The following is a 24,986-nucleotide window of genomic DNA, read 5'->3' on the forward strand; positions in this document are numbered from 1 at the left end:
TACTGTCATTCTTCCTCGTCGCCCTGATCGGCGATCCACGCGACGCTGACGACTTCTTCGCCCTTGCCGGTATTGAATACCTTCACGCCACCTGCGGAACGTGAGCGGAACGAGATTCCATCGACCGGCACCCGGATAGATTGGCCTTTCGATGTGGCCAGCATGATCTGATCGTCGATCTCGACCGGGAAGGATGCAACCAAATCCCCACCGCGCATCGCTTTGTCCATCGCGGCTACGCCCATGCCGCCACGTCCGCGCACCGGGTAGTCGTGGCTTGAACTCAACTTGCCAGCACCACCGGCGGTGATGGTCAGGATCAGGTTTTCAGCCGCCGACATCTCGGCATATTTTTCCTGGCTAAAATCGCTGCTTGCTGCGGCTTCCTCCTCGTCACCAGCGTCTTCTTCGGTAAGCCCTGCAACTGCACGCCGCATCTTGAGATAGGCCACACGATCTTCGGGGGTCGCCTCGAAATGACGGATCACGGACATCGACACGACACGGTCACCGTTGGTCAGCCTGATCCCCCGGACACCTGTGGATTCGCGTGAGTTAAAGACTCGCACGTCGGTGGTCCGGAAACGGATCGCGCGGCCGGAATTGGTGACCAGCATCACGTCTTCGTCTTCTGAACAGATGCGTGCATTCACCAGTTCGACGCCGTCGGGCAGTTTCATCGCAATCTTGCCGTTGCGCCGGACATTGGTGAAGTCTGACAAGCGGTTACGACGCACGTCACCTGCGCTGGTGGCAAAGACGATCTGGAGGTTTTCCCATTCTTCGTCGGGTACATCCACGGGCATGATTGCGGCGATGGAAACACCGGTTGGGATCGGAAGGATGTTGACGATGGCCTTACCTTTGCCGGTGCGCCCGGATTGGGGCAAGCGCCAGGTCTTGAGCTTGTAGACCATCCCGTCTGTTGTGAAGAACAGCAGTTGTGTATGGGTGTTTGCAACGAAGAGGTTGGTAACAACATCCTCTTCCTTGGTCTGCATCCCCGAAAGGCCCTTGCCACCGCGTTTCTGGGCGCGGAAATCTGCCAGCGGCGTACGTTTGATATAGCCGCCCGAAGTGATGGTCACGACCATGTCTTCGCGCTCGATCAGGTCTTCGTCTTCCATGTCGCCCGACCAGTCGACGATCTCAGTGCGGCGGTCGACCGCGAACTGTTCACGCACGCTGCGCAGCTCATCAGCGATGATGCTCATGATCCGTTCGCGTGAGGACAGAATATCAAGGTATTCCTTGATCTTGGCTGCCAGTTCTTCCAGTTCGTCCGTGACTTCTTTGACGCCCAATTGGGTCAGGCGCTGCAAGCGCAACTCCAGAATGGCGCGGGCCTGCACCTCGGTCAGGTTATAGGTGCCATCGTCATTCATCTTGGACAGAGGATCGTCGATCAGGCGCAGATAACTTTCGATTTCGGAGGCAGGCCAGCGGCGGGTCATCAGCTTTTCACGCGCTTGCGCCGCGTCCGCAGACGACCGGATCGTTGCGACCACTTCATCGACGTTGGACACCGCCACAGCCAGACCACACAGGATGTGGCTGCGTTCGCGCGCCTTGCGCAGGTCGTAGGCGGTGCGGCGGGCAACGACATCTTCACGGAAGTCGATGAACGAGGTCAGGAACCGGCGCAGGGTCAACTGCTCGGGGCGGCCACCATTCAGCGCCAGCATATTGCAGCCAAAGGAGGTCTGCATCGGCGAAAAGCGATAGAGCTGGTTCAGCACCACCTCGGGCGTCGCGTCACGTTTGAGCTCGACCACAACGCGCACACCGTTGCGGTCGGATTCGTCTTGTACATGGGCCACGCCTTCGATCCGCTTCTCGCGAACTGCCTCGGCGATCTTTTCAATCATCGCGGCCTTGTTCACCTGATAGGGAATCTCGTCGACAACGATGGCATAGCGGTCCTTGCGGATTTCTTCTACTCGGGTCTTGGCGCGGATGATGACGCTGCCACGGCCCTCCAGATAGGCCTTGCGCGCACCGGAACGCCCCAGCATCAGGCCACCGGTCGGAAAGTCGGGACCGGGGATGTATTCGATCAGCTGTTCTGATGTAAGGTCGGGATCGTCGATCAGCGCCAGAGTCGCATCGACCACTTCACCAAGGTTGTGCGGCGGAATGTTCGTCGCCATCCCCACGGCGATACCACCGGCGCCATTGACCAGCATGTTCGGGAAACGGGCCGGCAGAACCGTCGGTTCCCGGTCCTTGCCGTCATAGTTGTCCTGAAAATCAACCGTTTCTTTTTCGATATCAGCCAACAGGGAAGCGGCGGGCTTGTCCATCCGCACTTCGGTGTAGCGCATAGCCGCCGGGTTATCGCCGTCCATCGAGCCAAAGTTGCCCTGACCGTCCAGCAGCGGCAGCGACATCGAGAAATCCTGCGCCATCCGCACCAGTGCGTCATAGATCGCGCTGTCACCATGCGGGTGGTACTTACCCATCACGTCGCCCACCGGACGGGCCGATTTGCGGTACGACTTGTCGTGCGTGTTCCCCGTTTCGTGCATCGCATACAGAATGCGGCGGTGCACCGGTTTCAGCCCGTCGCGCAAATCAGGGATCGCGCGGCTAACGATGACCGACATGGCATAGTCCAGATAGGATGTGCGCATTTCGGATTCGATGGAAACCGTCGGGCCGTCGTAGACTGGGCGCTCGGGCGGGGTTTCATCCATGTTTTCAGGAATTTCTGGCGTATCGCTCACGTAAACTGCCCGTGTCTTGTTCTGGGTCTATATCTTGTGGGTGTATCTTATCAGACCCGGCACATAAGGTGCAAGCAAGCAGCGCCTTTACGGGGATTTTCCGAGGTAATACTCAAGTAACATATTGTTATATAAGTATTAGAAGTTTTTCGTGGTATCTTGAATGGACCTTGTATCAAGCAGGAGGTCTGCATGAACCCAAGCGAAACCGAATTGATGCTCAAGGGGTACGGGCTGACAACGGCTGAGTTTTTCTATCATATGCCCGACTATATCCACGTCTTGAACACGTTCATCTGGCAGGATTACGACCTTGCGCCGGATCATCCGAAACTGTTCAAATTCATCGACTTCTGGCAGCGCGAAATCGAAGGCCCGCTGCATTCGGTCAAATTCACCCATCGCAAAATGATCGCACCGGGTGAGTGGCGCAACATGGTGGGCGAGTTTCGTGTGAACTGAGCGAGAGGCAGGTACGAGTTCCGTTGGTGCATGCTCTTCAATCATTGAAGCGAAATGGTCGGCGCGTGTCTGATGATCCGTCCGAAGCGAAATCAGGAATTCCTGAATCGTTCAGCCAGAGCAACTGGCACCGCCCAGCACGCAGAATTTGGCACAATGGGGGTGGTTCAGGTGAACGTCAGCCTCGGATTCGGCCAGAGAATACCCCATCTCGAACTCCGACTCGTAGGGCAGCAGGGTGCAGGCCAACACGGCAGGCCGGTCAGCGCCTTTCCGTTTCACCACCATGCGGGCGCTGGCGCACATCAATGCATCGGGTGACTTGTTCAGTATTCCCCAGCAAGCCGTTGTAATCTCGGGAACTTCGACAGTTTCGTCCATTTCCGGGAACAGGACGGTCCGAGCCGGGTTATGCGGGTCAATGTCAAAGCCGTTCTCTGTAAAGAATGCGGCATAACCCGCGCGACTTTCCGTGTCAGACTCATCCCAAACGGTGCGCCCGGCAACAGCCATGTTAAAGCCGTGATCACGCAGCCACTTCATACCCGTCAGGGTTTTTTCAAAGCTCCCCTTGCCGCGTTCAAGGTCGTGCAGTTCTGCGCGGTAATGATCGACGGAAACACGCAGGGTCAGCTTGTCATTGAAAGTCTTTTGCAATGCCAGTAGCCCGTCGCGCATCTTGCGACGCATCATCGGGGCCATCGCGTTGGTCAGGATCAGAACTTCGTATCCACGCTCCACCGCGGCGCGGGTCATATCGATCATCTCGGGGTTCATAAAGGGCTCGCCGCCCGTAAAACCGATTTCACGCACAGGCCAATTGCGGGCTTCGATCTGATCCAGGTAGTCACGAACCTCGTCTGCAGTGATATAAACCAGTGCGTCATTGGTCGGGCTGCTGGCGATATAGCAGCTTACGCATTCAATATTGCACAGCGTGCCGGTGTTGAACCACAGGGTCTGAGGGTTGGTCAGGGAAACCTTTGCGCGGGTCTGGCCATCGGCCGTTACCAGTTTACGCTGAAACTTGCCGATATTGGCAAGCTGAGGGGCGTTGTCTTTCATTCCCGCATCCGGTTCGTTGAAGTCATCAAACTGATCTAGCCCTTTGTCGCGGATTTGGTAAGTCTGGTGCAGGGGTTCTGACAGAGTTTTGATCAACAAGATTTATTGAGCTTTGGTTGCGCTAACATTGGACATGCCGGAAGGGTAAGGGTAAGGACAACTCATGGTTTCACGTGTCATCCCTGTTGATCCATTTGATCTGATCATTTTCGGCGGCACCGGTGATCTGGCGCAGCGTAAGATCCTGCCTGCGCTTTTCCGTCGGTATTGTGCGGGTCAGTGGCACGAGGATGCCCGGATTATCGCAGCGGCGCGCGCCGGTCACACGGCGGACGCCTTTCGTAAGATGGTTGCTGAGTCGCTGCAACGGCACGCTTCGGAACGCGCCCGGGATTCGCAAGCCCTGACCGGGTTCCTGCAACGGGTCGACTATGTATCGCTGGATGCCTTGACGACGGAAGGTTGGGATGTACTGGGTGAAAAGCTCTCGCCCGACCGGGTTCGCGCTTTCTATTTCTCAGTCGGTCCCAGCCTGTTTGGGCCATTGGCCGAGCGGGTTAGGGCGTATGATCTGGTGACAGAAGAAACCCGCATCGTGGTCGAAAAGCCGTTTGGACATGATTTGGCAAGCGCGCGGGACTTGAATGCCACGCTGGCCGCGCATTTTAATGAAAATCAGATCTACCGGATCGACCATTATCTAGGCAAAGAAACCGTCCAGAATCTGATGGCGGTCCGCTTTGGCAATATGCTGTTCGAACCGCTGTGGAACAGCCAGTATGTCGACCATATCCAGATAACGGTTGCGGAAACTGTCGGTATCGCAGGGCGCGAAGATTATTATGAGCGCGCGGGTGCGATGCGGGATATGGTGCAGAACCACCTGATGCAGCTGCTCTGCCTGATTGCGATGGAACCTCCGGCCAAGTTCGATCCTGACGCAGTTCGGGATGAAAAGCTCAAGGTGATCCGGGCGCTTAATCCGGTTGAACCGCATCACATCGTGCGGGGGCAGTTTGCGGCCGGATCGGACGGGCCGGGATACCGGGACTGCGTTGGCAACCTGCGATCAACCACCGAAAGCTATGTGGCGTTAAAGGCCCATATCAGCAATTGGCGTTGGGCAGGTACACCGTTCTACCTGCGCACCGGCAAGCGTCTGGTGGCGCGCTCGTCGGTGATCAACGTGATGTTCAAGGACGCGCCGCACTCGATTTTCGGGGAAGAAGCGGGGCGTCACGCCAACACGTTGTCGATCCGGTTGCAGCCGAATGAGGGGATCACGCTGAAGGTGACGATCAAGGAACCGGGGCAGGGCGGGATGCGTCTGATCGATGTTCCCTTGGACATGAGCTTTGCCGAAGCCCTCGGCCCCGAAAATCAGGACCCGCCAGATGCGTATGAACGCCTGGTGATGGACGTGATCCGTGGAAACCAGACCCTGTTCATGCGCGGGGATGAGGTTGAGGCCGCCTGGGCCTGGACCGATCCGATCATCGCTGGATGGTTGGCGCGCGGGGACGTGCCGAAGCCTTATGACAGCGGCAGCACGGGGCCGGGCGACGCTGAACTGCTAATGAAACGTGATGGACGCCACTGGCAAGGGATAAAGCCATGAAAATTCAGGAATATGCTGATCGCGAAATGCTTGCCATCGACGTGGCCAACGTGTTGGCGGGCGATCTTGAGGCCGCATTGCTGCACCATGATACCGTTGCAATGGCCGTCCCCGGGGGAACAACTCCGGGCCCGGTATTTGACAGCCTGTGTGCCGCCGATCTTGAGTGGGATCGTGTGCGTGTGTTGCCAACGGATGAACGCTGTGTGCCAGCGGATCATGACCGCTCTAACGAGCGTTTGATCCGCGAGAGATTGCTGACCAGCAGGGCCTCTGTGGCGCAATATATTCCGCTTTATGTCCCTGGTGCAGAACCTGAGGCAGCGTTGCCCGAAATCGAGTCGCTGATTGCGCCGGTATTGCCATTGTCGGTGCTGGTACTGGGAATGGGTGAAGACATGCACACGGCCTCTCTTTTTCCGGGGATGGAAGGGCTGGAGGAAGCTTTGCGCAGTGATGCACCTACGTTGATCGTTGCCCGGACCGAAGTGCAGCCAGAGGCACGAATTTCCCTGACCGCTCCGGTCCTGGACGGGGCGCTGTCGAAACATCTGATCATCTATGGTCAGGCAAAGCGCACCGTTCTTGAAAAAGCTATGTCGCTACCGCCGGAAGAGGCACCGATCGCCGCAGTTCTTGGTGGCATGACCGTACACTGGGCGGAGTAAGGCAATGCATCTGGATGCTTTGAAAACACTGGCTCTGTCGAAAAGTGACCGTCGTATCCTTGACCTGTTTGCGGCAGATGCAAACCGGGCTGGAGCTTTTTCAACCTCATCCTGGGATATGGTCTTCGACTATTCAAAAACACAGATCGATGATGCGGTGCGATCCGCGCTCATTCAATTGTGTGCAGAGGCTGATCTGGCGTCTCGGCGTGATGCGATGTTTGCGGGCGAGAAGATCAACGAGACCGAAGGGCGCGCGGTGTTGCACACGGCCCTGCGCAACCTTGATGGCGGGCCGGTTGAGGTGGACGGTCAGGACGTTATGCCCGAGGTTCTGGACACGCTGCATCGGATGCGCGTGTTCGCTGAAGAGGTGCGTGGCGGCGCCATCGCTGGGGCGGGGGGCAACTTTACCGATGTGGTCAATATCGGCATCGGCGGGTCAGACCTTGGCCCGGTCATGGCCACGTTGGCGCTGGCACCTTATCACGATGGGCCGCGGGTGCATTACGTCTCGAACGTCGATGGGGCGCATATCGCGGACACGTTGCGGCGGCTCGACCCGACGCGCACGCTGGTCGTTGTCGCCTCAAAAACCTTTACCACAATCGAAACGATGACCAATGCACGCACCGCCCGTGCGTGGATGTCCGAAGGCGGGGGCGATCCGACGCGTCAGTTTGCCGCCGTTTCCAGCGCTTTGGACAAGACGCAGGCCTTCGGTATTCCCGAGGCGCATGTTTTTGGTTTCGCTGATTGGGTCGGTGGGCGTTATTCGGTTTGGGGGCCGGTCGGCTTGCCGGTCATGATTTCGGTTGGTTCAAAAGCTTTTGACGCGTTTTTGCGTGGCGGGCAGGCGATGGATCTGCACTTCCGCTCGGCTGACTGGGATGAAAACATGCCCGTGATGCTGGCATTGGTTGGCATCTGGCATCGACAGGTTCTGGGATATACCAGCCGTGCGGTGCTGCCTTATGACCAGCGGTTGTTGCGTCTGCCCGCTTATTTCCAGCAGTTGGAGATGGAATCGAATGGCAAATCCGTGGCGATGGACGGGTCGTCCTTAACCATGCCTTCAGGACCTGTCGTCTGGGGTGAGCCGGGCACCAATGGACAACACGCGTTTTACCAGCTGATCCATCAGGGCACGGATGTCATTCCCTGCGAATTCATGGTTGCGGCCGAGGGGCACGAACCCGAACTGACCCATCACCACCGTCTGCTTTTGGCCAATTGTCTGGCGCAGTCCGAGGCCCTGATGCGTGGCCGTTCGTTCGAAGAAGCGCGACAACGCATGGCGCAGCAGGGGTATCTGGGTGATGAACTGGACCGGCAGGCCCGGCACCGGGTCTTCCCCGGTAATCGTCCTTCGACAACGTTGATTTACCCCAAACTCACACCGTTTGTGTTGGGTCAGATTATTGCGCTTTACGAACACCGGGTGTTTGTCGAAGGCGTGTTGCTGGGCATCAACTCTTTCGACCAATGGGGGGTTGAGCTGGGCAAGGAACTGGCCAATTCGCTCGGCCCCATTGTGGACGGTGAAGAAAGCGCCGAGGGCAAGGATGGGTCGACCGCGGCCTTGGTCGCCTACGCACTGAAACACCGGGATTAGGCGGCGGGAATGTAGTCCGCTATCGGTGTGGGTTGCATTCTCTTATTGTCAGACAATTAAATGATTGGCAGGGTTCCGTCTTAGGAAACGGCTGGACTGACGTGACAGGGAACACCTCTGCCTGTCAGTGCCAGACGGAACAGGCCGGGGCCAGGCAAGGTCCCGCCCATGACGGGAGGATGTCCATGCTGGGACAGATGATGACGCAGCCTTTGCTGATTTCGTCGTTGATTGATCACGCGCAGCGCTACCACGGCCAGACCGAGATCATCTCGGTCGAAACGGATGGAACAGTGACCGAAACCAACTGGTCCGAGATAGCCGTGAACGCCCGGCGTTTGGCGTCGGCCCTGACGCGGCTGGGTCTGGAGCCGCAGGACAGGGTCGCGACGCTGGCCTGGAACAATCGTCGCCATCTGGAGATCTATTATGCCACCTCGGGTGCGGGATATGTCTGTCACACGGTCAATCCGAGGCTTTTTCCTGAACAACTGACTTATATCATCAACCATGCTCAGGATCGGGTGTTGTTCTTTGATGCAACCTTCGTCCCGCTGGTTGCCGCCTTGCACGGTGCGCTGAGGGATGTTCGCCATTTTGTTCTGATGGGCCCCCGCAATGATGACGCCGCCGCACAGATACCCGACGTGAAATTCTATGATGAGCTGATCGAAACCGGTGACGCGGCCTTTGATTGGCCTGAACTGGATGAAAATACCGCCTCGGGGCTCTGTTACACGTCGGGCACAACTGGCCATCCCAAGGGGGTTCTTTATTCCCACAGATCGACGGTCCTGCACAGTTTCGCGTCGAATACGCGCGACGTGATCGGCTTTTCGGCGATGGATGTCGTGATGCCCGTCGTTCCTATGTTCCACGTTAATGCATGGGGGTCGCCTTATGCCTGTGCTATGTCAGGATCGCGTCTGGTTTTGCCCGGCCCGGATCTGCATGGCGAGGCGCTGGTCAATCTGATCGACACCTATGGCGTGACGCTGGCCATGGGGGTGCCAACCATCTGGCAGGGACTGTTGGCACATGCCGCCAAATGCGGGACGAGCTTGAAAAGCCTCGAACGGACCGTGATCGGAGGAGCTGCTTGCCCGCCCTCGATGATGGAAACCTTCCGGAATAAATATGGCGTCGATACGGTCCATGCGTGGGGCATGAGCGAGATGAGCCCGCTTGGTACGGCCAACTGCCCATTGGCCAAACATCTGGTGCTGCCGCTTGAAGAACAACACCTTATCCGTCTGAGTCAGGGCCGGCCTCCTTTCGGGGTTGAACTGAAAATTGTGGATGATGACGGAAAAGATCTGCCACATGACGGTGAAACGCAGGGCGATCTGATGGTGCGGGGGCATTGGGTGCTGGACAGCTATTTCCTGATGCAGGATCAGGATCTGTTGCAAGACGGTTGGTTCGCCACAGGCGATGTCGCAACGCTGGACGCCGATGGATACATGACCATTCGTGACCGATCCAAGGACATCATCAAGTCCGGAGGGGAGTGGATCAGCTCGGTCGAACTTGAAAACATCGCTGTTGCGCACCCGAAACTGGCAACCGCAGCCGTAGTCGGTGTTCCGCACCCGAAATGGGACGAACGGCCGTTGCTTGTCGCTGTAAGGGCCGAGGGTGAGAATCCAAGCGAAGGGGAGCTTCTGGACTTCTTCGAAGGGAAAATCGCCAAATGGCAGATTCCGGACAAAGTCGTCTTTGTTGACGCGCTGCCGCTGAACGCAACCGGAAAGGTGTTGAAACGCAACCTGCGTGCGGATTTCAAGGATGCCCTTTGGGGGTGAGACGCGATCTGGCGGGGTGAATTGGCTCCGGCGGTAGGGATCGAACCTACGACCAATTGATTAACAGTCAACTGCTCTACCGCTGAGCTACGCCGGAACGGTCCGCGCCGTATAGCAACCGGAGTATCTGGCGTCCAGAGGGAGAGCAGCATTCTTGAGGAAAATCTTCCCAGCCCGAAATCTGAGCGTCAAGCTGTTCCTTGGGTCATTGCTGTTTGCTTGATGCTTGTACGGTAAGCTGTCAATCCCGGCTCAACTGTAACTTATATGTCGGGGTGCCGTTGTGGAGGAATCTTTGCCTGGGGAATCAAGTCGTCGCTATTGATTTCGCTGTCATGTGATGAGAATTCTGTAGGGGTAGATTGTGCCGGTTCAGAAACCACGGTGAATTGCAACGTCAAGCATCAAAAGCGAAAAGACCCGGAGATCAAATTGAATACGGCAAGCCTTGAAAGACCTGTTTTAACCATGCCGGAAAATGCGCAGCGTGTCCTGCGAAAGCACTATGATGCGGCCTCTGTAATTCTGGAATATGGCTCGGGCGGTTCGACTGTGGTCGCTGGGGAGATGGAAGCAAAAACTGTTTTCAGTGTCGAAAGTGATCGAGGCTGGGCTCGCATGATGCGGCGTTGGTTTCGTGAGAATCCTCCTAGTAGAGGGACTGAGGTCAATATTTCATGGGTCGATGTCGGTGAAACCAAGAAGTGGGGTTTTCCGGTAAATCAGGACAAATCGGCGCGCTATCCCAGATATCCGCTGTCAATCTGGCAGAGCAACGGATTTAAGCACCCGGATGTGGTTCGTGTTGACGGTCGGTTTCGCGTGGGTTGTGCTTTGGCGACGGCCTTCAATATTACCCGACCAGTGACATTGTTGATCGACGACTACGGTGATCGCCCACGGTTACAAGCGGCGGAAGAGTTTCTGCCTAAGCCTGAGCTTGTTGGTCGAATGGCGATATTCGAGGTAGAGCCAATGCAGATTCCCGTCGATCGCTTGATTCGTGTCATTCGATTGTTAACGCTCCCTTAGGGACGTGTTAAATTCGGTTTGTTCCTTAAAGGGTCCGAGAAGCAAGCGCCGAACCAGCTTAACGCTTGGTTGAGATGTGCATGAAACTGGAATTGAACCTTAGCCATGTGAGTGATTGGCACGTTATTTCCAGCAAACCGGAAAATTCAAGATCGCGATCTGGGAAAAGCCAAATATCTGGTTTTCAGATATGTTTGGCTCCGGCGGTAGGGATCGAACCTACGACCAATTGATTAACAGTCAACTGCTCTACCGCTGAGCTACGCCGGAACTGAGGGGCGTATAGCAATCCGGATTCCCGGCGTCCAGAGGTTAAGCACGCGAACTTTAAAAAATTTTCGTGGCTTCAAGGATCTCTGCGAAAAATTGCGGTGGCAGATAGTTCGCCGTGTGGTGACACCTGTTTTTTACCAGTAAGATCAACGAGGTGGGCAAAAACGTTCCGCTCCGCGGCTGGCAGCAGGGTTACGGGTGTGTCGGTGTAGATACGCTTGGCCAATTGCTGCGCCGTTCCGTCTGCATCCTCCAAGGCAGTTAGAATCTGAGCTTCGCGGTTTTGCCTGTGTCGGATCAGCCAGTCCAATCGCGCGGCAGGGTCTGAAATTGGCGCACCGTGGCCCGCGTGAAAAACCGACCAGTCGCGCGCGCGCAGGCGGTGGCAGGCTGTCATGAAATCAGTCAGGTCTCCGTCCGGTGGTGACACCAACGAACTGGCCCATCCCATCACATGGTCGGCGGTGAAACAGGTATCCTGCCATGCCAGGGCAATGTGGTTTCCCAGATGCCCCGGAGTGTGAATAACCTCAAGCTGCCAGTTATCGCCCAAGATGACCTCACCATCCGCAACCTCTACATCCGGGCGAAACGCGGTGTCGATGCCTTCGCCACCTCCAGCCAACCCACGTGCTGCAAGGGTCGTCATAACTGCGCTGCGACCGGCTTCGGGGCCGCCAAACGCGTAGATCGCAGCCCCCGTTCGGGCGGCTAGGGGTGCCGCCAAGGGTGAGTGATCCAGATGGGCGTGCGTGACGACTATGTGGCTGATTCTCTGACCAGGTTGCAGTTCATTCAGGATCGCGTTCAAATGCTCTTCGCTTGCGGGGCCGGGATCAATGACGGCAATGTCGCGATCGCCTAGCAGATAGGTGTTGGTGCCGCGATAGGTCATCGGTGACGGGTTGGGGGCCAGAATGCGCCGCAGACCCGGTTGCAATTCTGTCGCAACACCAGCGGGTGGATTGAAATCGTCAGGTGCCTGCATTCTGTGCTCTTTCTCTTGTCCGGGCAGCCCGCTAGGTTTAGCGCATGTCGACGCACTGGCTCAAACCTTATATGCCACGCAGCCTATACGCCCGGGCAGCGCTGATTCTGGTTCTTCCTGTGATCGCGTTGCTGCTGGTTGTAGGAGTTTCCTTTCTTCAAAAGCATCTGGAAGATGTCACTGACCAGATGACGCGCGCAGCCTCAAGGGAAGTGATGCTGATCACCACCATGATGGACGGGGCCGAGACGCAGCACCTGGCATTGGCCGAAGTGCGCCCGGATCTTCTGGCGCTGGAAATGCAGGCCCGATTTCTGCCTCCCAACGAAACTCCCAAAACTGACCGTCCACGGTGGTACGACTTCATAGCACCTCAGGTCGAGGCAGAACTTCGTGCAAGGCTGCCGGAGCTGAGTGCTGTTGCGTTGCCAAGCAGCCGCGAGGCGCGTTTGTATCTGGATACGCATCTGGGGGTGCTGGAACTGACCTTCGACCGGCGCAGATTGTCGCCAGCGGCGCCGCATCAGTTGATCGTGACGATGCTGTTTTTCGCGATCATCATGACCTCGATTTCATTTCTGTACATGCGAAACCAGTTGCGCCCCATCACACGGCTGGCCGATGCGGCGCAGGCGTTTGGACGAGGGCGGAGCGTACCGTACTCCCCGGGCGGTGCCATCGAGGTACGCGCGGCGGGGAATGCGTTTCTGGATATGCGATCACGGATCGAACGTCAGATCGAACAACGGACGCTGATGTTGTCCGGCGTCAGCCATGATCTGCGCACACCTCTGACCCGCCTGAAGCTTGGACTGGCCATGCTGCCCGAGGACGAGGCACGACCTTTGTTACAGGACGTGGCGGAAATGCAGTCCTTGGTTGATGCATTCCTCGAATTCTCGCGCGGGGCGTCCGAAGGATCGCCTGAGGAAATCAATCCGGCTGAGTTTGTTCGACAGATTGTAGATGACGCGACACGAGCCGGGCATCCGGCCGAACTGGTCGCTGTCGAGGGGCAGGGAACGGCAATGCTGCGCCCAATGGCCGTTCGGCGGGCCGTCGAAAACCTGATCGGAAATGCCGTGCGCTACGGCAGCCGGGCTGAGGTCAGCCTGTCGCTGAATTCCAAGTCGCTGCGCATCCGTGTCGAAGATGATGGCCCCGGAATTCCCGCAGAGCAGCGCACAGAGGCCGTCAAACCCTTTACGCGGCTCGACCCTGCGCGCAACCAGAATCAAGGCAGTGGCGTGGGTTTGGGTTTGGCAATCGTGGCGGATGTTGCACGGGCCCATGGTGGCACCCTGAGACTGGCCAAAAGTGAACGCTTGGGCGGTTTGTGCGCGGATATCATTATTGGCCGGTAAACTGACACCTCTACCGGTTCAAACTCGCGCCAATATGACAATTTGTGCGTCTGGATTCCCGCGACAAGATTTTGGAGCATTTCAGCAAGACCTGTCACCCAAGGACGCTTTGATCGAAACTGGAAATCTGCGAACTGGACCAATGCCTTTAAATTCGAACCGCGTTTGGACAGGTTGCACGGGACAGGATGAATGCTTGTTGTCAAAAACGCAAACAAAACCAGTGAGATGTGCGGGGTGTTCAAGGCAAGTGGCGGTGATTTGGTAGGCCCGGAGGGACTCGAACCCCCAACCAAAGCGTTATGAGCGCTCTGCTCTAACCAATTGAGCTACAGGCCCGCCTAGGCGCATTGCGTATCACGGTGAACAGCCGCGTCAAGCCTGACCGTTGCAACAAACGCCACAATCGAATAACCCGCCCGCAAAGCATTCAAAAGGAACTGGCCATGACAGCGGGCAAGAACGGAATCACCTATGCCGATGCAGGCGTGGATATTGACGCGGGCAATGCTCTGGTTGACCGGATCAAACCCGCAGCAAAGCGAACCAACCGCCCCGGCGTGATGAGCGGTCTGGGCGGTTTCGGCGCACTGTTCGACCTGAAAGCTGCCGGGTACCAGGATCCCATTCTGGTTGGTGCCACGGATGGGGTTGGTACAAAACTGCGAATTGCGATCGACACCGGCGTCGTGGACGGGGTTGGCATCGATCTGGTGGCCATGTGTGTCAATGACCTGATCTGTCAGGGGGCCGAGCCCTTGTTCTTTCTCGACTATTTCGCGACAGGCAAGTTGGACACAGACACGGCCGCGCGGATCATTGAAGGAATTGCCGAAGGGTGTGCGCAATCCGGCTGTGCTCTGATTGGTGGCGAAACTGCCGAGATGCCCGGCATGTACCCTGATGGCGATTTCGATCTGGCCGGGTTCTCGGTCGGGGCAATGGAACGCGGCGCTGACCTGCCTACTGGGGTTCAGGCGGGGGATGTGCTGCTTGGTCTGGCGTCGAACGGAGTGCATTCCAACGGGTATTCACTGGTACGTAAACTCGTCGAACTGTCTGGTCTGGGCTGGGATGCACCGTGCCCCTTTGGTGAAGGTTCATTGGGCGAGGTGCTGCTTACGCCGACGCGCCTTTATGTCAAACCGGCCCTGTCCGCGATCCGCGAAGGTGGCGTTCACGCGCTGGCCCATATCACCGGTGGCGGTCTGACCGAGAACCTGCCGCGCGTATTGCCGGATGGGTTGGGGGCCCAGATTGATCTGGGCAGTTGGCAATTGCCGTCTGTTTTCAGCTGGATGGCGCAGACTGGTGGTGTCGCGGAAGCTGAGATGCTCAAGACCTTCAACTGTGGCATCGGTCTGATCATGGTGTGCGACCCGGATAAGGCCGATCAGCTTTCGACCTTGCTGGCCGAGGCTGGCGAGACGGTGGCGCAGATTGGTACTGTCACCGAAACGCCCGGAGTTGCCTATTCGGGCAAACTGCTGTGAGCCACAAGCGCGTCGCGATCCTGATTTCGGGCGGCGGGTCCAACATGGTGTCGCTTGTCGACAGCATGACCGGTGATCATCCGGCGCGGCCCTGTTTGGTCCTGTCCAACGATGCGCAGGCGGGCGGGCTGAAAAAAGCTGCGGACCGTGGCATTCCGACCGCAGTGGTCGATCACCGGCCATTCAAGGGCAATCGCACAGCCTTTGAGGCTGAGTTGCTGAAGCCCTTGGAAGACGCGCGGCCGGATATTGTCTGCCTGGCCGGGTTCATGCGGGTCCTGACCGCGGATTTCGTAACGCGCTTTCAGGGGCGAATGTTGAACATCCACCCTTCATTGCTGCCCAAATACAAGGGGTTACACACCCACGCCCGCGCAATTGAAACGGGCGATACGGAACATGGCTGCTCGGTCCATGAGGTGACAGCGGCGCTGGATGATGGCCCGATTCTGGGTCAGGCGCGTGTGGGTATCGAACCAGCGGATACCCCGGAAACTCTGGCTTCAAAAGTTCTGATCCGGGAACATGAACTTTATCCAGCGGTGCTGCGCCGCTTTGCCGAAGGCAACAGGTCACCCGTTCTCATGCCGTGAGGTTCCGAGGGTGATTTACACTCGCCTGAAAATCGTCCTATGGTCGTCGGTATCGCTTGGGGGCGAGGGAATTTACGGGCACTCACAAGAGCAAGAGCAAAACTAGTACGGCGCATGAAAACTCTGACGACGACGCAAGAACTGGCCGATTTCTGCAAGGCGGCCGCAAGCTATCCATATATCACAGTCGATACCGAGTTTCTGCGCGAGCGGACCTATTATTCGAAACTGTGCCTCGTGCAACTGGCGCTTCCCTCTGATGATGAAGACAGCGCGGTTCTGGTTGATCCGCTGGTTGATGGCCTGTCTCTCGAACCGCTGTATGAGCTTTTCCGAAACGAGAACGTGGTCAAGGTGTTCCACGCCGCGCGTCAGGATCTTGAGATATTCTGGGTCGAGGCCGGTGTGTTCCCCAACCCGTTGTTTGACACACAGGTCGCCGCGATGGTCTGCGGGTTTGGTGAGCAGGTCGGCTATGAGACGCTGGTGCGGAAGATCTGCAAACAGGGCGTCGACAAGACTTCGCGGTTCACCGATTGGTCCCGCCGCCCTTTGACAGAGGCGCAGAAAACATATGCACTGGCGGATGTGACGCATCTTCGCAGGATCTACGAATATCTTTCTGCGGAACTCAAGAAGACGATGCGCAGCCACTGGGTGGCTGAAGAGCTGCGTACGCTGACGCAGCCTGCCACGTATGACATTCGTCCCGAAGAGGCCTGGAAGCGGGTCAAGACGCGAACGAATTCGGCCAAGTTCCTGGCTGTTGTACGCGAGCTGGCGCAGTTCCGCGAAAGGTATGCGCAGGAACATAACGTGCCGCGCAACCGGGTGTTCAAGGATGATGCTTTGATCGAACTGGCGTCGACCAAGCCCAAGACAGTCGCCGATCTCGGTGGATCACGCCTTTTGCTGCGCGAGGCGCGCAAAGGCCCGATTGCTGAAGGTATTCTTGCCGCGGTGACGAAGGGCACAAATTGTCCGCAGGAAAATCTGCCGAAGATCGACAATTCCCGGGATAACCTGAAGGTCAACCCGGCTTTGGCCGACTTGCTTCGGGTTCTGCTGAAATCCAAAACTGAAAGCTCAGGCGTTGCGGCCAAGCTGATCGCAACAAGTTCCGAATTGGACCAGATTGCCGCTGGCGAACGAGAACTGCCCGCGATGTCGGGATGGCGTTACGAGGTCTTTGGGGAAGACGCACTAAAGCTGTGCGAGGGGAAAATCGCGCTGGCGGCCAAAGGGCAGGCGGTCAAGGTCGTCTCGCTTTAGCGGCGATTACCGCCGCCGCGATTCCAAAGTATTCTGTTGCCCGACAACACGGATCAGACGAATGCCTTCAAGATCCTGGGTCGAGACATTAATGGCATCCGACACCATTCTTGTTCGTTCAGATCCTTGCGGGGTCTCTGTGCTGGGGTAATTCACGCGGAATACAAACTCCAGAATTCCCTTTTCTTTGTTTTCTTCTGAATTAACCGAAACCAAGCGTGCGTTATAGGCACCCTGCCGAAGCGCGGTGCCAGAGGAATAGATGATCGCGCCCGACGGAATTGGCTCGATCCGCAGCTCATCGATTTTGGCGATTGGAATGCTGGTATCTTCGGCGTCTGGGCGCGAAAACAGGCCTCTTCCCTCTCTTGTCTTGGGAACCAAAGCATCGGCGGCATTTGGGTCCGACGGCGTTTCAGACTTCACAGACCGGCTGGAGCCAAACCAGTTTGACGGATTCACCCGCGAGTCGCGCCAGCTGCCGCAGGCAGTCAGGGTCAGCATGGCGATGATAAGAACGGACAGAGACTTTTGCATGGACCCACTGCTTTTCACACGAATTCAGACAATGGGTTAGCGTAATTTCTTCGCGTTGAAAAGCCACAGCTGGGGCTGGACAGCAGGTGGTCGTCGGCATAGGTCACATTGTGATTTCAACGAAAGGATCACTGCGCCATGGCCACGCCTGCCTTTGAAGACATTGTCGAGGATTTCGAGTTTCTCGAAGACTGGGAAGACCGGTATCGCCATGTCATCGAACAGGGCAAGGCGATGGAGCCTTTGGATGACGCGTTGAAAGTTCCGGCGACAAAGGTTCACGGCTGTGCCAGTCAGGTCTGGCTGCATCCGATGATCGAAGCAGGTGTGTTCAAATTTGATGGCGACAGTGATGCGCTGATCGTTCGCGGGCTGATCGCCGTGCTTCGGTCCCTATACAACGGACTGCCGGTGACCGAGGTGCCGCAGGTCGATGCGGCGGCAGAACTGGCCCGACTGGGCTTGAACGATCATCTGTCAGCGCAGCGGTCCAATGGATTGCGGGCCATGATCGAACGCATCCGCCAGGTCGCGCAGGAAAACGCCTGAGGTCACTCGGGGCGGTTTGCCCAGTCTGACAAAGTGGTTTCCAGATCGCCGTAGCCGGTGAAACGACGTTCGAACGCCAATCCCATGCGGTCCGCGCATTTCCGTGCGCGTTCGGTCAGTTTCGGATCGTCGATCTGGGCCTGATAAATCAGTTTGGTGTAATTGCCGAAATACATGTCCCGCAGTTCCGGGTGGCGATCCAGGCCCAGTGGTTTCCAGACAAATGCGTCGAACTGGCGGGCCAGAAAGTCAGTCAGGTAGAAGGCAGTTGTTTCGTCCTCGCCGCGTTCTTGAAAGGCCTGATTGCCTTCGAAGAACGAATAGCAATGAGGGCCTTTTACCATCTCGACGCCCAGTTTTTCGCAGGCGGATTGCAGCAGACCTCCGGTTCCGCAATCAGCGTAAACCACATAGATTTTTTCGAACCTGTCGCGGTGTTTGGCCACGGTGTCTTCAACTGCCTGCGTGATCCGTTCCGGATGAACATGCAGGATTGCAGGCAGGCAGGTCAGAGCCATGTGATCCCAGCCGTTGCGCGTTTTGATATCCAGAATTTCGCGCGCAAGTGCCCCGCAGGCGATCAGCAGGATGCCTGCGTTTTCCACGCCGTCATAGCCTTTGGTTGTCAGGCTTGCATCATCCGGTAGCGTATCGCTTGGCATAGGTCGGCTTCCTTATGGGCTCATGGCACAAGAGAATGAAAACAACTTGCAGGCAAGCCTTCTTCCGACATCTCGTGTCAGGCTGCCGACGTTCGTGTTTCGAATGCCGATAACAGAGGCCGCGCGGGCGGGCCGTAGGCGGCGATACCTTGCTTCGATAACTCGGGAAACAACGATAGGATCTCCTGTCGGGCCGACCGATCAAGTGCGTTCCAGCTTTGGGCGCCGGGATGAAAGCTCTCGCTCAGGCAACCTTCCGACCAGAGCAACTCATGCTGATCAAACAGCAGATGAATATAGGTTACGACCCCGCCGGGTTTGAGGATGATGTCATGTCCATTGACTAAGTGTTTGGCGGGGGCCAGCGCTTCGGAATAGCCGGTATGCAGTTCCAAGCGCCAGTTCCAGAGCAGCATCCTGTGTTGCTGCGACACCAGAAGGTCGCGTGCGTTTCCAAATGCGCCTGCCTTGAACAGAACCGGCGCGAACGTGCCTGCAGCCTGAACCCGCCGTTGCCCGGCCCAACGCACCGTTTGAAACCCGTGGTCAAGGGTTTCAACCCGGTCGCCGGGACGCAGCGTTTCTACCGGGCGTTCTCCCTTCCTTGTTCTGATCAACGTTCCGGGCGTAAAGCACGGGACCAGATCCCAGTCCTCGCGGCTTGACACCAGTCCCGAATACCGATTACCGGCAAGACTGTTGAAGGTGATCGAGTGTATAGGCCCCGCTTCCAGAGCGGCCTGATCTGCGTTGTCCGAGAACTCTGGCACCAGATATGTGTTGCCATCCACATCCTGCGCGACAACGGCAGTAATGTTTGCACTTGTGCCGTCGAAATAAGTGACAGTGGCGTGGTAAACTGATGTGCCATCAAAGGTTTGCGGCGCGCCGCCGTCGATCGAAAACCGATCATTGGCAGACATGTTGTTCATGTCATAGGCAGAGCCGGGGTTTCCTACGGCGCTCCATGTCACGCTGTTGTGCGATAACGGCGCGTCCGTGTGACCGAAGGTTTGCCCAACAAGCGCGGAGGCGTTTTCAGCGACGTAATTGCCCTCAACATGATCGATATCGGCGAGTTTGCCCAACGAAATGGCTGTGAATGACTGCGGCACGGAACCCCCGAAACTTGGACGTTTCGGTTTTTAACCGCACTTTCGTTTACAATCGGATAATCAAGACGCCTAAGGACGGAGGCGGTGTAATAAAACGAAAAAGACCGCCCAAAATGGACGGCCTTTCAAGAAAAACCTGAGTGGTCTTAACCAGCCAGTTGGTTATGTTTGCGGCCCACGAAATCCTTGGCGGTTTCCACTGCAACAGCAGCGTCACGGCAGTAGGCGTCTGCACCGATGGCTTTGCCGAACTCTTCGTTCAGCGGCGCGCCACCGACCAGAACAATGTAGTCATCGCGCACGCCCTGTTCGACCAAGGTGTCGATAACGACTTTCATGTAGGGCATCGTGGTTGTCAGCAGGGCGGACATGCCCAGAATGTCGGGCTGTTCCGTTTCCAGTGCTTCCAGATAATTCTCGACAGGGTTGTTGATTCCCAGATCGACAACTTCGAAGCCTGCGCCTTCCATCATCATCGACACAAGGTTCTTGCCGATATCGTGGATGTCGCCTTTCACGGTGCCGATAACCATTTTGCCAACACGCGGAGCACCGGTTTCAGCCAGCAGCGGCTTGAGGATCGACATGCCGCCTTTCATCGCGTTGGCCGCCAGCAGAACCTCAGGTACAAACAGAATGCCGTCGCGGAAGTCATGGCCCACAATGGTCATGCCGCCAACCAGAGCTTTGGTCAGGATGTCATACGGCGTCCATCCGCGTTCCAGCAGGATATTGGTGCCTTCTTCGATCTCTTCTTTCAATCCGTCATAGAGATCGTCGAACATCTGATCGACCAGTTCGTCATCATTCAGTTCGGACAGGACGATATCTTCTTCGTCGGACATGGGGTATTCCCTGTGCTGGGCGGGCCATCGGCCCGTGGTGGCATTTTTTCCGTTTTGGCCAAAACGTCGCATTCTGACTGTGACGATTGCGACGTTGGTCGTTTCGGGACCGACCTATATGCCAAAAATGGCACCGGCTCGATTGAAAAGTCTGCAATATTATCCTGTTTATTTTTCATCTGTGCGTTCCTGTTTCTTCGAAGGGTTGGCTTGCACAGGTTTTGTTTCAGGCTTATCGTACAAGAAGAACAAATAGGGAACAAATATATCGTGAGCATCGGGTATGTCGTCAAGGCAAGGGGGGTGGCGTCCAATACTGCTGGGCGGTTTGAACGGTTTGCAACGCAGGCTGTTGATGACGGGTGGGACATCGATGAAGACTTGCCGCCCCTGCGAACCGAGACGCGGGATGAGGTGGCGCGCAGTGCCATCACCTATAACCGTTCACCCGATTTGCCTTTTGAGCGTTCGATCAATCCGTATCGGGGGTGCGAGCATGGCTGTGTCTATTGTTTTGCCAGACCCAGCCACGCCTTTCTGGGCTTGTCCGCAGGATTGGATTTCGAAACTCGCCTTGTTGCGCGCCCCAACATGAGCATTGTTCTGCGCAAGGAACTGTCGGCAAAGTCCTACAAGGTCGCCACGATCGCAATCGGGACAAACACTGACCCATACCAGCCCATTGAAAAAAACAGACTGATTACAAGGTCTTGCCTTGAGGTCTTGCAAGAGTTCAACCACCCGGTCGCAATCGTGACCAAAGGAACATTGATCGAGCGTGATCTGGATATTTTGGCTGACATGGCCAGCCGGGGATTGGTGCGGGTTGGTGTTTCGCTTACCACGCTGGATGCGGGTCTGTCCCGGCGGATGGAGCCCCGCGCACCGTCTCCGGCCCGTCGGTTGCAGACGATCAGAGCGTTGACCGATGCGGGCGTTTCGGTTCGCGTAATGACCTCGCCTATTGTGCCTGGGCTGTCAGATCATGAGTTGGAGAACCTGTTGGGCGCCGGAAAAGAGGCGGGCGCAGATGCGGCAAGCTGGATCATGTTGCGATTGCCCCGCGAAGTCTCGCAGCTTTGGCAGGACTGGCTGGCAGAGCACGAACCCGCCCGTGCAGAAAAGGTCATGTCCAAGCTGCGCGAAATGCATGGTGGGCGGGATTATGACCCGCGCTGGGGGCACAGGATGCGGGGTGAAGGGGAATATGCCGAGCTCATCGCCCTGAGGTTCGCTAAAACCTGCAAAAGACTGGGGCTTTCTATAAAATCCGCTCCGTTACGATGCGACCGGTTTGCAGTTCCGCCGCAACCCGGGGATCAAATGAGCTTGTTCTGAAACCAAATACCCAACCGTCCGCTGCTTCAGTATCGAAAGCAAAAGACCCCGGTTTAACCGGGGCCTTCTGGATTTATTGCGTGCTTTGATGGATCAGCGGTTTTCGATGTCCACGTAATCGCGCAGCGTCTCACCCAGGTACAACTGACGCGGGCGGCCGATCTTGTTCTGTGGATCTTCAATCATTTCTTTCCACTGGCTGACCCAGCCAACAGTCCGCGAAAGTGCAAAGATTGGTGTGAACATTGAGGTCGGGAAACCCATCGCCTCGAGGATGATACCCGAATAGAAGTCAACGTTCGGGAACAGTTTTTTGTCGGCGAAATACGGGTCTTCCAGCGCTTCGCGTTCCAGCTCTTTAGCAACCTGCAGTTTAGGGTTGTCTTCAATGCCCAGCAGATCCAGAACCTCGTCGGCCGACTGCTTCATCACCTTTGCGCGTGGGTCAAAGTTTTTGTACACGCGGTGGCCAAAGCCCATCAGGCGGAACGGGTCGTTCTTGTCTTTGGCACGGGCGATGAATTCGGGAATGCGATCTACGGTGCCGATCTCTTCCAACATTTCCAGACATGCCTGGTTGGCGCCACCATGGGACGGCCCCCACAAGCAGGCAATACCAGCGGCGATGCATGCAAACGGATTTGCGCCCGATGACGACGCCAGACGCACGGTGGACGTTGACGCATTCTGCTCGTGGTCTGCGTGAAGCGTTAAGATACGGTCCATCGCGCGGCTGAGGATCGGGTTGACCTCATATTCTTCGGCAGGAACGCTGAAACACATGCGCAGGAAGTTAGACGCATAATCCAAGTCATTGCGCGGATACACGAAGGGCTGCCCCGTGTGGTATTTATAAGCCCATGCGGCGATTGTCGGCATTTTGGCGATCAGGCGATGCGAGGCGACCTCGCGCTGATGCGGGTCCGCGATATCGGTCGAATCGTGATAGAAGGCTGACATTGCGCCGACAACACCGACCATAATGGCCATGGGATGCGCGTCGCGGCGGAAACCACGGTAGAAATACTGCATCTGCTCATGCAGCATGGTGTGGCGGGTGATCGTGGTTTCGAATTTCTCCAGATCTTTTGCGACCGGCAGCTCTCCGTAGAGCAGCAGATAGCAGACCTCAAGAAAGTGCGATTTCTCTGCCAGTTGGTCGATCGGGTAGCCACGGTGCAGCAACTCGCCTTTTTCACCATCGATAAAGGTTATTGTGCTGTCACAGCTTGCGGTTGAAGTGAAACCGGGATCATAGGTGAATACCCCTGCCTGACCGTAAAGCTTCCGAATATCAATGACATCCGGACCGGCGGTCGGGGTATGAACCGGCAACTCATACTCTTTGCCGTGAACGGTCAGAGTGGCTGTTTTGTTGCTGTCTGTCATGGTTATCCCTTCTTCATTCATACGCATGCCAAAGAAACCTCGGGCAGTGCGGGCAACGACTGCGCGCTTTCGCGCAGTCCGGGTGTTAGCGGAGCAGCGTTACCCGTTTATGAAATTCGGGTTATTTCGCTGCTTCTGAAAGCCGCGCCAGGGTTTCATCCCGTCCCAGCACAAGCATCATGTCAAAAACCGAAGGCGTGACGGCCCGACCAGCCAAGGCGGCCCTGAGTGGGCCAGCGAGCTTGCCGAACGTGAGCTCCTTTGACTCGGCAAAGGAATTCAGGGTCTCCTCCAGTTCGTCTCGAGACCAGCTAGCATTTTGCAACTGCGGCGTCAATTCATCCAGTATACCGTCGGATACAGATGCCAGCGCCTTTGCGGCTTTCTCGTCGGGAACGATTGGGCGTTCCGTCAAGGCAAAGTGAGCCTTTTCAAGGAGTTCAGGAAAAGTCCGCGCCCGATCCTTGAGGCAATACATCGCACGTTCCAAATCACTCGATTGTGAATCTGTCAGGGGTGGTAAAGCAGCTGCGGCCAGGTAGGCTCCGATTTCATGCCGCAACGCAGCATCCTCAGAAATGGCGATGTGTTGACCACACAGGTTTTCCAGTTTTTTCAGATCAAACCGGGCAGGGCTTTTGCCGATGCCGTTCAGATCAAACCACTCCTTTGCCTGTGCATCAGTAAAGAATTCATCGTCACCATGGCTCCAGCCCAGACGGGCCAGATAGTTGCGCATCCCGGCGGCAGGATAGCCCATGGCCTGATACTCCTGCGCGCCAAGCGCGCCATGGCGTTTGGACAATTTCTTACCGTCTGGCCCGTGGATCAGCGGAATATGGGCCCAGACCGGAACATCCCAGCCCATTGCCTCATAGATCATCATCTGGCGCGCCGCGTTATTGAGGTGGTCATCGCCGCGAATGACATGGGTAACACCCATATCATGATCGTCGACCACCACTGCCAGCATGTAGACCGGTGTCCCGTCGGAACGCAGCAGAACCATGTCGTCCAGTTGGTCGTTGCGAATGGTCACGTCGCCCTGAACCTGATCGCGGATCACTGTTGTACCGTCCTGCGGAGCCTTGATGCGAATGACAAATGGCAGTTCGGGAAGAGCCGAAGGATCAGCGTCACGCCAGGGGCTGCGGAACAGGGTCGACTTGCCCTCGGCCCGCGCCTGTTCCCGAAAGGTGGCAATTTCGTCCTGCGTCGAGAAGCATTTATATGCCTTTCCCTCGGCCAGAAGCTGGTGCGCGACTTCGGCATGCCGGGCAGCTCCTTCGAACTGGCTGATTACATCGCCATCATGATCCAGTCCCAGCCATTCCATACCCTGAAGGATCGCGGTGGTTGCCTCGGGGGTCGAGCGCTCCCGGTCGGTATCTTCGATCCGCAGCAGGAACTTTCCACCACGTCCGCGGGCATAAAGCCAATTGAACAATGCGGTGCGTGCGCCACCGATGTGCAGAAAACCTGTGGGCGAGGGGGCAAAACGTGTGACGACCTGTTCGGACATGTTGAGGATTAACCTTTTGGTAACCGTATCTGGCATAGTTTGACGCCTGTCTAAC

21 protein-coding genes and 3 tRNA genes are annotated in these 24,986 nt (G+C 56.7%); 12 read left to right on the forward strand and 12 right to left on the reverse strand.

Translation table 11 applies throughout. The annotated features are described in order from the left end of the window. Positions 1-5 precede the first annotated feature (5 nt). On the reverse strand, positions 6-2,696 hold the full coding sequence (gene gyrA, locus ACR0ID_RS02130) for a DNA gyrase subunit A (RefSeq protein ID WP_480553885.1): 2,691 nt from the start codon (positions 2,694-2,696) through the stop codon (positions 6-8). A 222-nt stretch (positions 2,697-2,918) separates the two neighbouring features. Here gyrA and ACR0ID_RS02135 point away from each other — a divergent pair, with 222 nt between their 5' ends. Continuing rightward, positions 2,919-3,188, forward strand: a complete 270-nt coding sequence (locus ACR0ID_RS02135) for an usg protein (RefSeq protein ID WP_267366492.1) — start codon at positions 2,919-2,921, stop codon at positions 3,186-3,188. A gap of 111 nt (positions 3,189-3,299) precedes the next feature. Here ACR0ID_RS02135 and ACR0ID_RS02140 read toward each other — a convergent pair whose 3' ends face one another. Next, positions 3,300-4,253, reverse strand: coding sequence for a radical SAM protein (locus tag ACR0ID_RS02140; protein ID WP_480603494.1), 954 nt, complete (start codon positions 4,251-4,253; stop codon positions 3,300-3,302). Positions 4,254-4,416: 163 nt separating this feature from the next. On the opposite strand from ACR0ID_RS02140, the gene zwf reads away from it, so the two are divergent. The 4 genes from zwf (at position 4,417) to ACR0ID_RS02160 (ending at position 9,959) form a co-directional block, all read left to right on the forward strand. Further along, positions 4,417-5,871 carry a glucose-6-phosphate dehydrogenase gene (gene zwf / locus ACR0ID_RS02145; RefSeq protein WP_480603496.1) on the forward strand — a complete coding sequence of 485 codons (1,455 nt, stop codon included), beginning with the start codon at positions 4,417-4,419 and terminating at the stop codon, positions 5,869-5,871. Next, on the forward strand, positions 5,868-6,539 hold the full coding sequence (gene pgl / locus ACR0ID_RS02150) for a 6-phosphogluconolactonase (protein WP_480473002.1): 672 nt from the start codon (positions 5,868-5,870) through the stop codon (positions 6,537-6,539). The genes zwf and pgl overlap by 4 nt, the downstream gene beginning before the upstream one ends. A gap of 4 nt (positions 6,540-6,543) precedes the next feature. Then, positions 6,544-8,154: a glucose-6-phosphate isomerase gene (gene pgi, locus ACR0ID_RS02155; RefSeq protein WP_480603498.1), complete on the forward strand. Its 1,611-nt coding sequence runs from the start codon at positions 6,544-6,546 to the stop codon at positions 8,152-8,154. Positions 8,155-8,339: 185 nt separating this feature from the next. Then, positions 8,340-9,959 (forward strand): long-chain-fatty-acid--CoA ligase, encoded by a 1,620-nt coding sequence (locus ACR0ID_RS02160; RefSeq protein ID WP_480603500.1) that lies wholly within the window; start codon positions 8,340-8,342, stop codon positions 9,957-9,959. Positions 9,960-9,981: 22 nt separating this feature from the next. On the opposite strand, the gene ACR0ID_RS02165 is transcribed toward ACR0ID_RS02160, so the two are convergent. Continuing rightward, positions 9,982-10,056: transfer RNA gene (locus ACR0ID_RS02165), tRNA-Asn, on the reverse strand. Between the two features lie 335 nt (positions 10,057-10,391). Here ACR0ID_RS02165 and ACR0ID_RS02170 point away from each other — a divergent pair. Next, positions 10,392-10,991: a hypothetical protein gene (locus ACR0ID_RS02170; protein ID WP_480603502.1), complete on the forward strand. Its 600-nt coding sequence runs from the start codon at positions 10,392-10,394 to the stop codon at positions 10,989-10,991. A 195-nt stretch (positions 10,992-11,186) separates the two neighbouring features. Here ACR0ID_RS02170 and ACR0ID_RS02175 read toward each other — a convergent pair. Beyond that, positions 11,187-11,261 (reverse strand) — tRNA-Asn (locus ACR0ID_RS02175). 76 nt (positions 11,262-11,337) lie between these two features. Beyond that, positions 11,338-12,252 (reverse strand): MBL fold metallo-hydrolase, encoded by a 915-nt coding sequence (locus ACR0ID_RS02180; protein ID WP_480603504.1) that lies wholly within the window; start codon positions 12,250-12,252, stop codon positions 11,338-11,340. A gap of 44 nt (positions 12,253-12,296) precedes the next feature. Here ACR0ID_RS02180 and ACR0ID_RS02185 point away from each other — a divergent pair, with 44 nt between their 5' ends. After that, the gene (locus ACR0ID_RS02185; RefSeq protein ID WP_480603506.1) at positions 12,297-13,616 is read left to right on the forward strand and encodes an ATP-binding protein; all 1,320 of its coding nucleotides are present in this window, start codon (positions 12,297-12,299) and stop codon (positions 13,614-13,616) included. A gap of 262 nt (positions 13,617-13,878) precedes the next feature. Here the strand turns inward: ACR0ID_RS02185 and ACR0ID_RS02190 are convergent. Continuing rightward, positions 13,879-13,955: transfer RNA gene (locus ACR0ID_RS02190), tRNA-Ile, on the reverse strand. A 107-nt stretch (positions 13,956-14,062) separates the two neighbouring features. On the opposite strand from ACR0ID_RS02190, the gene purM reads away from it, so the two are divergent. From purM to rnd, 3 genes are all read left to right on the forward strand, one after another. Next, positions 14,063-15,109 (forward strand): phosphoribosylformylglycinamidine cyclo-ligase, encoded by a 1,047-nt coding sequence (gene purM, locus ACR0ID_RS02195; protein WP_480603508.1) that lies wholly within the window; start codon positions 14,063-14,065, stop codon positions 15,107-15,109. Continuing rightward, positions 15,106-15,702, forward strand: coding sequence for a phosphoribosylglycinamide formyltransferase (gene purN / locus ACR0ID_RS02200; protein WP_480553627.1), 597 nt, complete (start codon positions 15,106-15,108; stop codon positions 15,700-15,702). The genes purM and purN overlap by 4 nt, the downstream gene beginning before the upstream one ends. Before the next feature lie 114 nt (positions 15,703-15,816). Continuing rightward, complete coding sequence (gene rnd, locus ACR0ID_RS02205) at positions 15,817-16,974, forward strand: ribonuclease D (protein ID WP_480603510.1); 1,158 nt, start codon at positions 15,817-15,819, stop codon at positions 16,972-16,974. A 6-nt stretch (positions 16,975-16,980) separates the two neighbouring features. Here rnd and ACR0ID_RS02210 read toward each other — a convergent pair whose 3' ends face one another. Continuing rightward, positions 16,981-17,511, reverse strand: a complete 531-nt coding sequence (locus ACR0ID_RS02210; protein WP_480517175.1) for a hypothetical protein — start codon at positions 17,509-17,511, stop codon at positions 16,981-16,983. Positions 17,512-17,649: 138 nt separating this feature from the next. On the opposite strand from ACR0ID_RS02210, the gene ACR0ID_RS02215 reads away from it, so the two are divergent. Further along, positions 17,650-18,060: a SufE family protein gene (locus ACR0ID_RS02215; RefSeq protein ID WP_480472984.1), complete on the forward strand. Its 411-nt coding sequence runs from the start codon at positions 17,650-17,652 to the stop codon at positions 18,058-18,060. A 2-nt stretch (positions 18,061-18,062) separates the two neighbouring features. Here ACR0ID_RS02215 and ACR0ID_RS02220 read toward each other — a convergent pair whose 3' ends face one another. The 3 genes from ACR0ID_RS02220 to ACR0ID_RS02230 all read right to left on the reverse strand — a co-directional run bounded on the left by ACR0ID_RS02220 (position 18,063) and on the right by ACR0ID_RS02230 (position 20,682). Next, positions 18,063-18,722 (reverse strand): DUF1638 domain-containing protein, encoded by a 660-nt coding sequence (locus ACR0ID_RS02220; protein ID WP_480517173.1) that lies wholly within the window; start codon positions 18,720-18,722, stop codon positions 18,063-18,065. Between the two features lie 77 nt (positions 18,723-18,799). Further along, the gene (locus ACR0ID_RS02225) at positions 18,800-19,837 is read right to left on the reverse strand and encodes a Hint domain-containing protein (protein WP_480603512.1); all 1,038 of its coding nucleotides are present in this window, start codon (positions 19,835-19,837) and stop codon (positions 18,800-18,802) included. A 146-nt stretch (positions 19,838-19,983) separates the two neighbouring features. Then, a complete protein-coding gene (locus ACR0ID_RS02230) occupies positions 19,984-20,682 on the reverse strand; it encodes a corrinoid protein (protein WP_209503809.1) in 699 nt (232 codons plus the stop codon). A gap of 270 nt (positions 20,683-20,952) precedes the next feature. Here ACR0ID_RS02230 and ACR0ID_RS02235 point away from each other — a divergent pair, with 270 nt between their 5' ends. Continuing rightward, positions 20,953-22,020 carry a PA0069 family radical SAM protein gene (locus tag ACR0ID_RS02235; RefSeq protein ID WP_480603514.1) on the forward strand — a complete coding sequence of 356 codons (1,068 nt, stop codon included), beginning with the start codon at positions 20,953-20,955 and terminating at the stop codon, positions 22,018-22,020. 93 nt (positions 22,021-22,113) lie between these two features. On the opposite strand, the gene gltA is transcribed toward ACR0ID_RS02235, so the two are convergent. Next, positions 22,114-23,409, reverse strand: a complete 1,296-nt coding sequence (gene gltA / locus ACR0ID_RS02240; RefSeq protein ID WP_480472976.1) for a citrate synthase — start codon at positions 23,407-23,409, stop codon at positions 22,114-22,116. A gap of 121 nt (positions 23,410-23,530) precedes the next feature. Continuing rightward, complete coding sequence (gene gltX / locus ACR0ID_RS02245) at positions 23,531-24,931, reverse strand: glutamate--tRNA ligase (protein WP_480603872.1); 1,401 nt, start codon at positions 24,929-24,931, stop codon at positions 23,531-23,533. Positions 24,932-24,986: the final 55 nt, after the last annotated feature.

The sequence above is a fragment of the Ruegeria sp. AL2 genome (assembly GCF_056540845.1).

What these genes read in the sequence shown, in the direction of transcription:
- gyrA (WP_480553885.1), bottom strand. Translation starts at nt 2,696, where the DNA reads ATGGATGAAACCCCGCCCGAGCGCCCAGTCTACGACGGCCCGACGGTT.
- ACR0ID_RS02135 (WP_267366492.1), top strand. Translation starts at nt 2,919, where the DNA reads ATGAACCCAAGCGAAACCGAATTGATGCTCAAGGGGTACGGGCTGACA.
- ACR0ID_RS02140 (WP_480603494.1), bottom strand. Translation starts at nt 4,253, where the DNA reads ATGAAAGACAACGCCCCTCAGCTTGCCAATATCGGCAAGTTTCAGCGT.
- zwf (WP_480603496.1), top strand. Translation starts at nt 4,417, where the DNA reads ATGGTTTCACGTGTCATCCCTGTTGATCCATTTGATCTGATCATTTTC.
- pgl (WP_480473002.1), top strand. Translation starts at nt 5,868, where the DNA reads ATGAAAATTCAGGAATATGCTGATCGCGAAATGCTTGCCATCGACGTG.
- pgi (WP_480603498.1), top strand. Translation starts at nt 6,544, where the DNA reads ATGCATCTGGATGCTTTGAAAACACTGGCTCTGTCGAAAAGTGACCGT.
- ACR0ID_RS02160 (WP_480603500.1), top strand. Translation starts at nt 8,340, where the DNA reads ATGCTGGGACAGATGATGACGCAGCCTTTGCTGATTTCGTCGTTGATT.
- ACR0ID_RS02180 (WP_480603504.1), bottom strand. Translation starts at nt 12,252, where the DNA reads ATGCAGGCACCTGACGATTTCAATCCACCCGCTGGTGTTGCGACAGAA.
- ACR0ID_RS02185 (WP_480603506.1), top strand. Translation starts at nt 12,297, where the DNA reads ATGTCGACGCACTGGCTCAAACCTTATATGCCACGCAGCCTATACGCC.
- purM (WP_480603508.1), top strand. Translation starts at nt 14,063, where the DNA reads ATGACAGCGGGCAAGAACGGAATCACCTATGCCGATGCAGGCGTGGAT.
- rnd (WP_480603510.1), top strand. Translation starts at nt 15,817, where the DNA reads ATGAAAACTCTGACGACGACGCAAGAACTGGCCGATTTCTGCAAGGCG.
- ACR0ID_RS02210 (WP_480517175.1), bottom strand. Translation starts at nt 17,511, where the DNA reads ATGCAAAAGTCTCTGTCCGTTCTTATCATCGCCATGCTGACCCTGACT.
- ACR0ID_RS02215 (WP_480472984.1), top strand. Translation starts at nt 17,650, where the DNA reads ATGGCCACGCCTGCCTTTGAAGACATTGTCGAGGATTTCGAGTTTCTC.
- ACR0ID_RS02220 (WP_480517173.1), bottom strand. Translation starts at nt 18,722, where the DNA reads ATGCCAAGCGATACGCTACCGGATGATGCAAGCCTGACAACCAAAGGC.
- ACR0ID_RS02230 (WP_209503809.1), bottom strand. Translation starts at nt 20,682, where the DNA reads ATGTCCGACGAAGAAGATATCGTCCTGTCCGAACTGAATGATGACGAA.
- gltA (WP_480472976.1), bottom strand. Translation starts at nt 23,409, where the DNA reads ATGACAGACAGCAACAAAACAGCCACTCTGACCGTTCACGGCAAAGAG.
- gltX (WP_480603872.1), bottom strand. Translation starts at nt 24,931, where the DNA reads ATGTCCGAACAGGTCGTCACACGTTTTGCCCCCTCGCCCACAGGTTTT.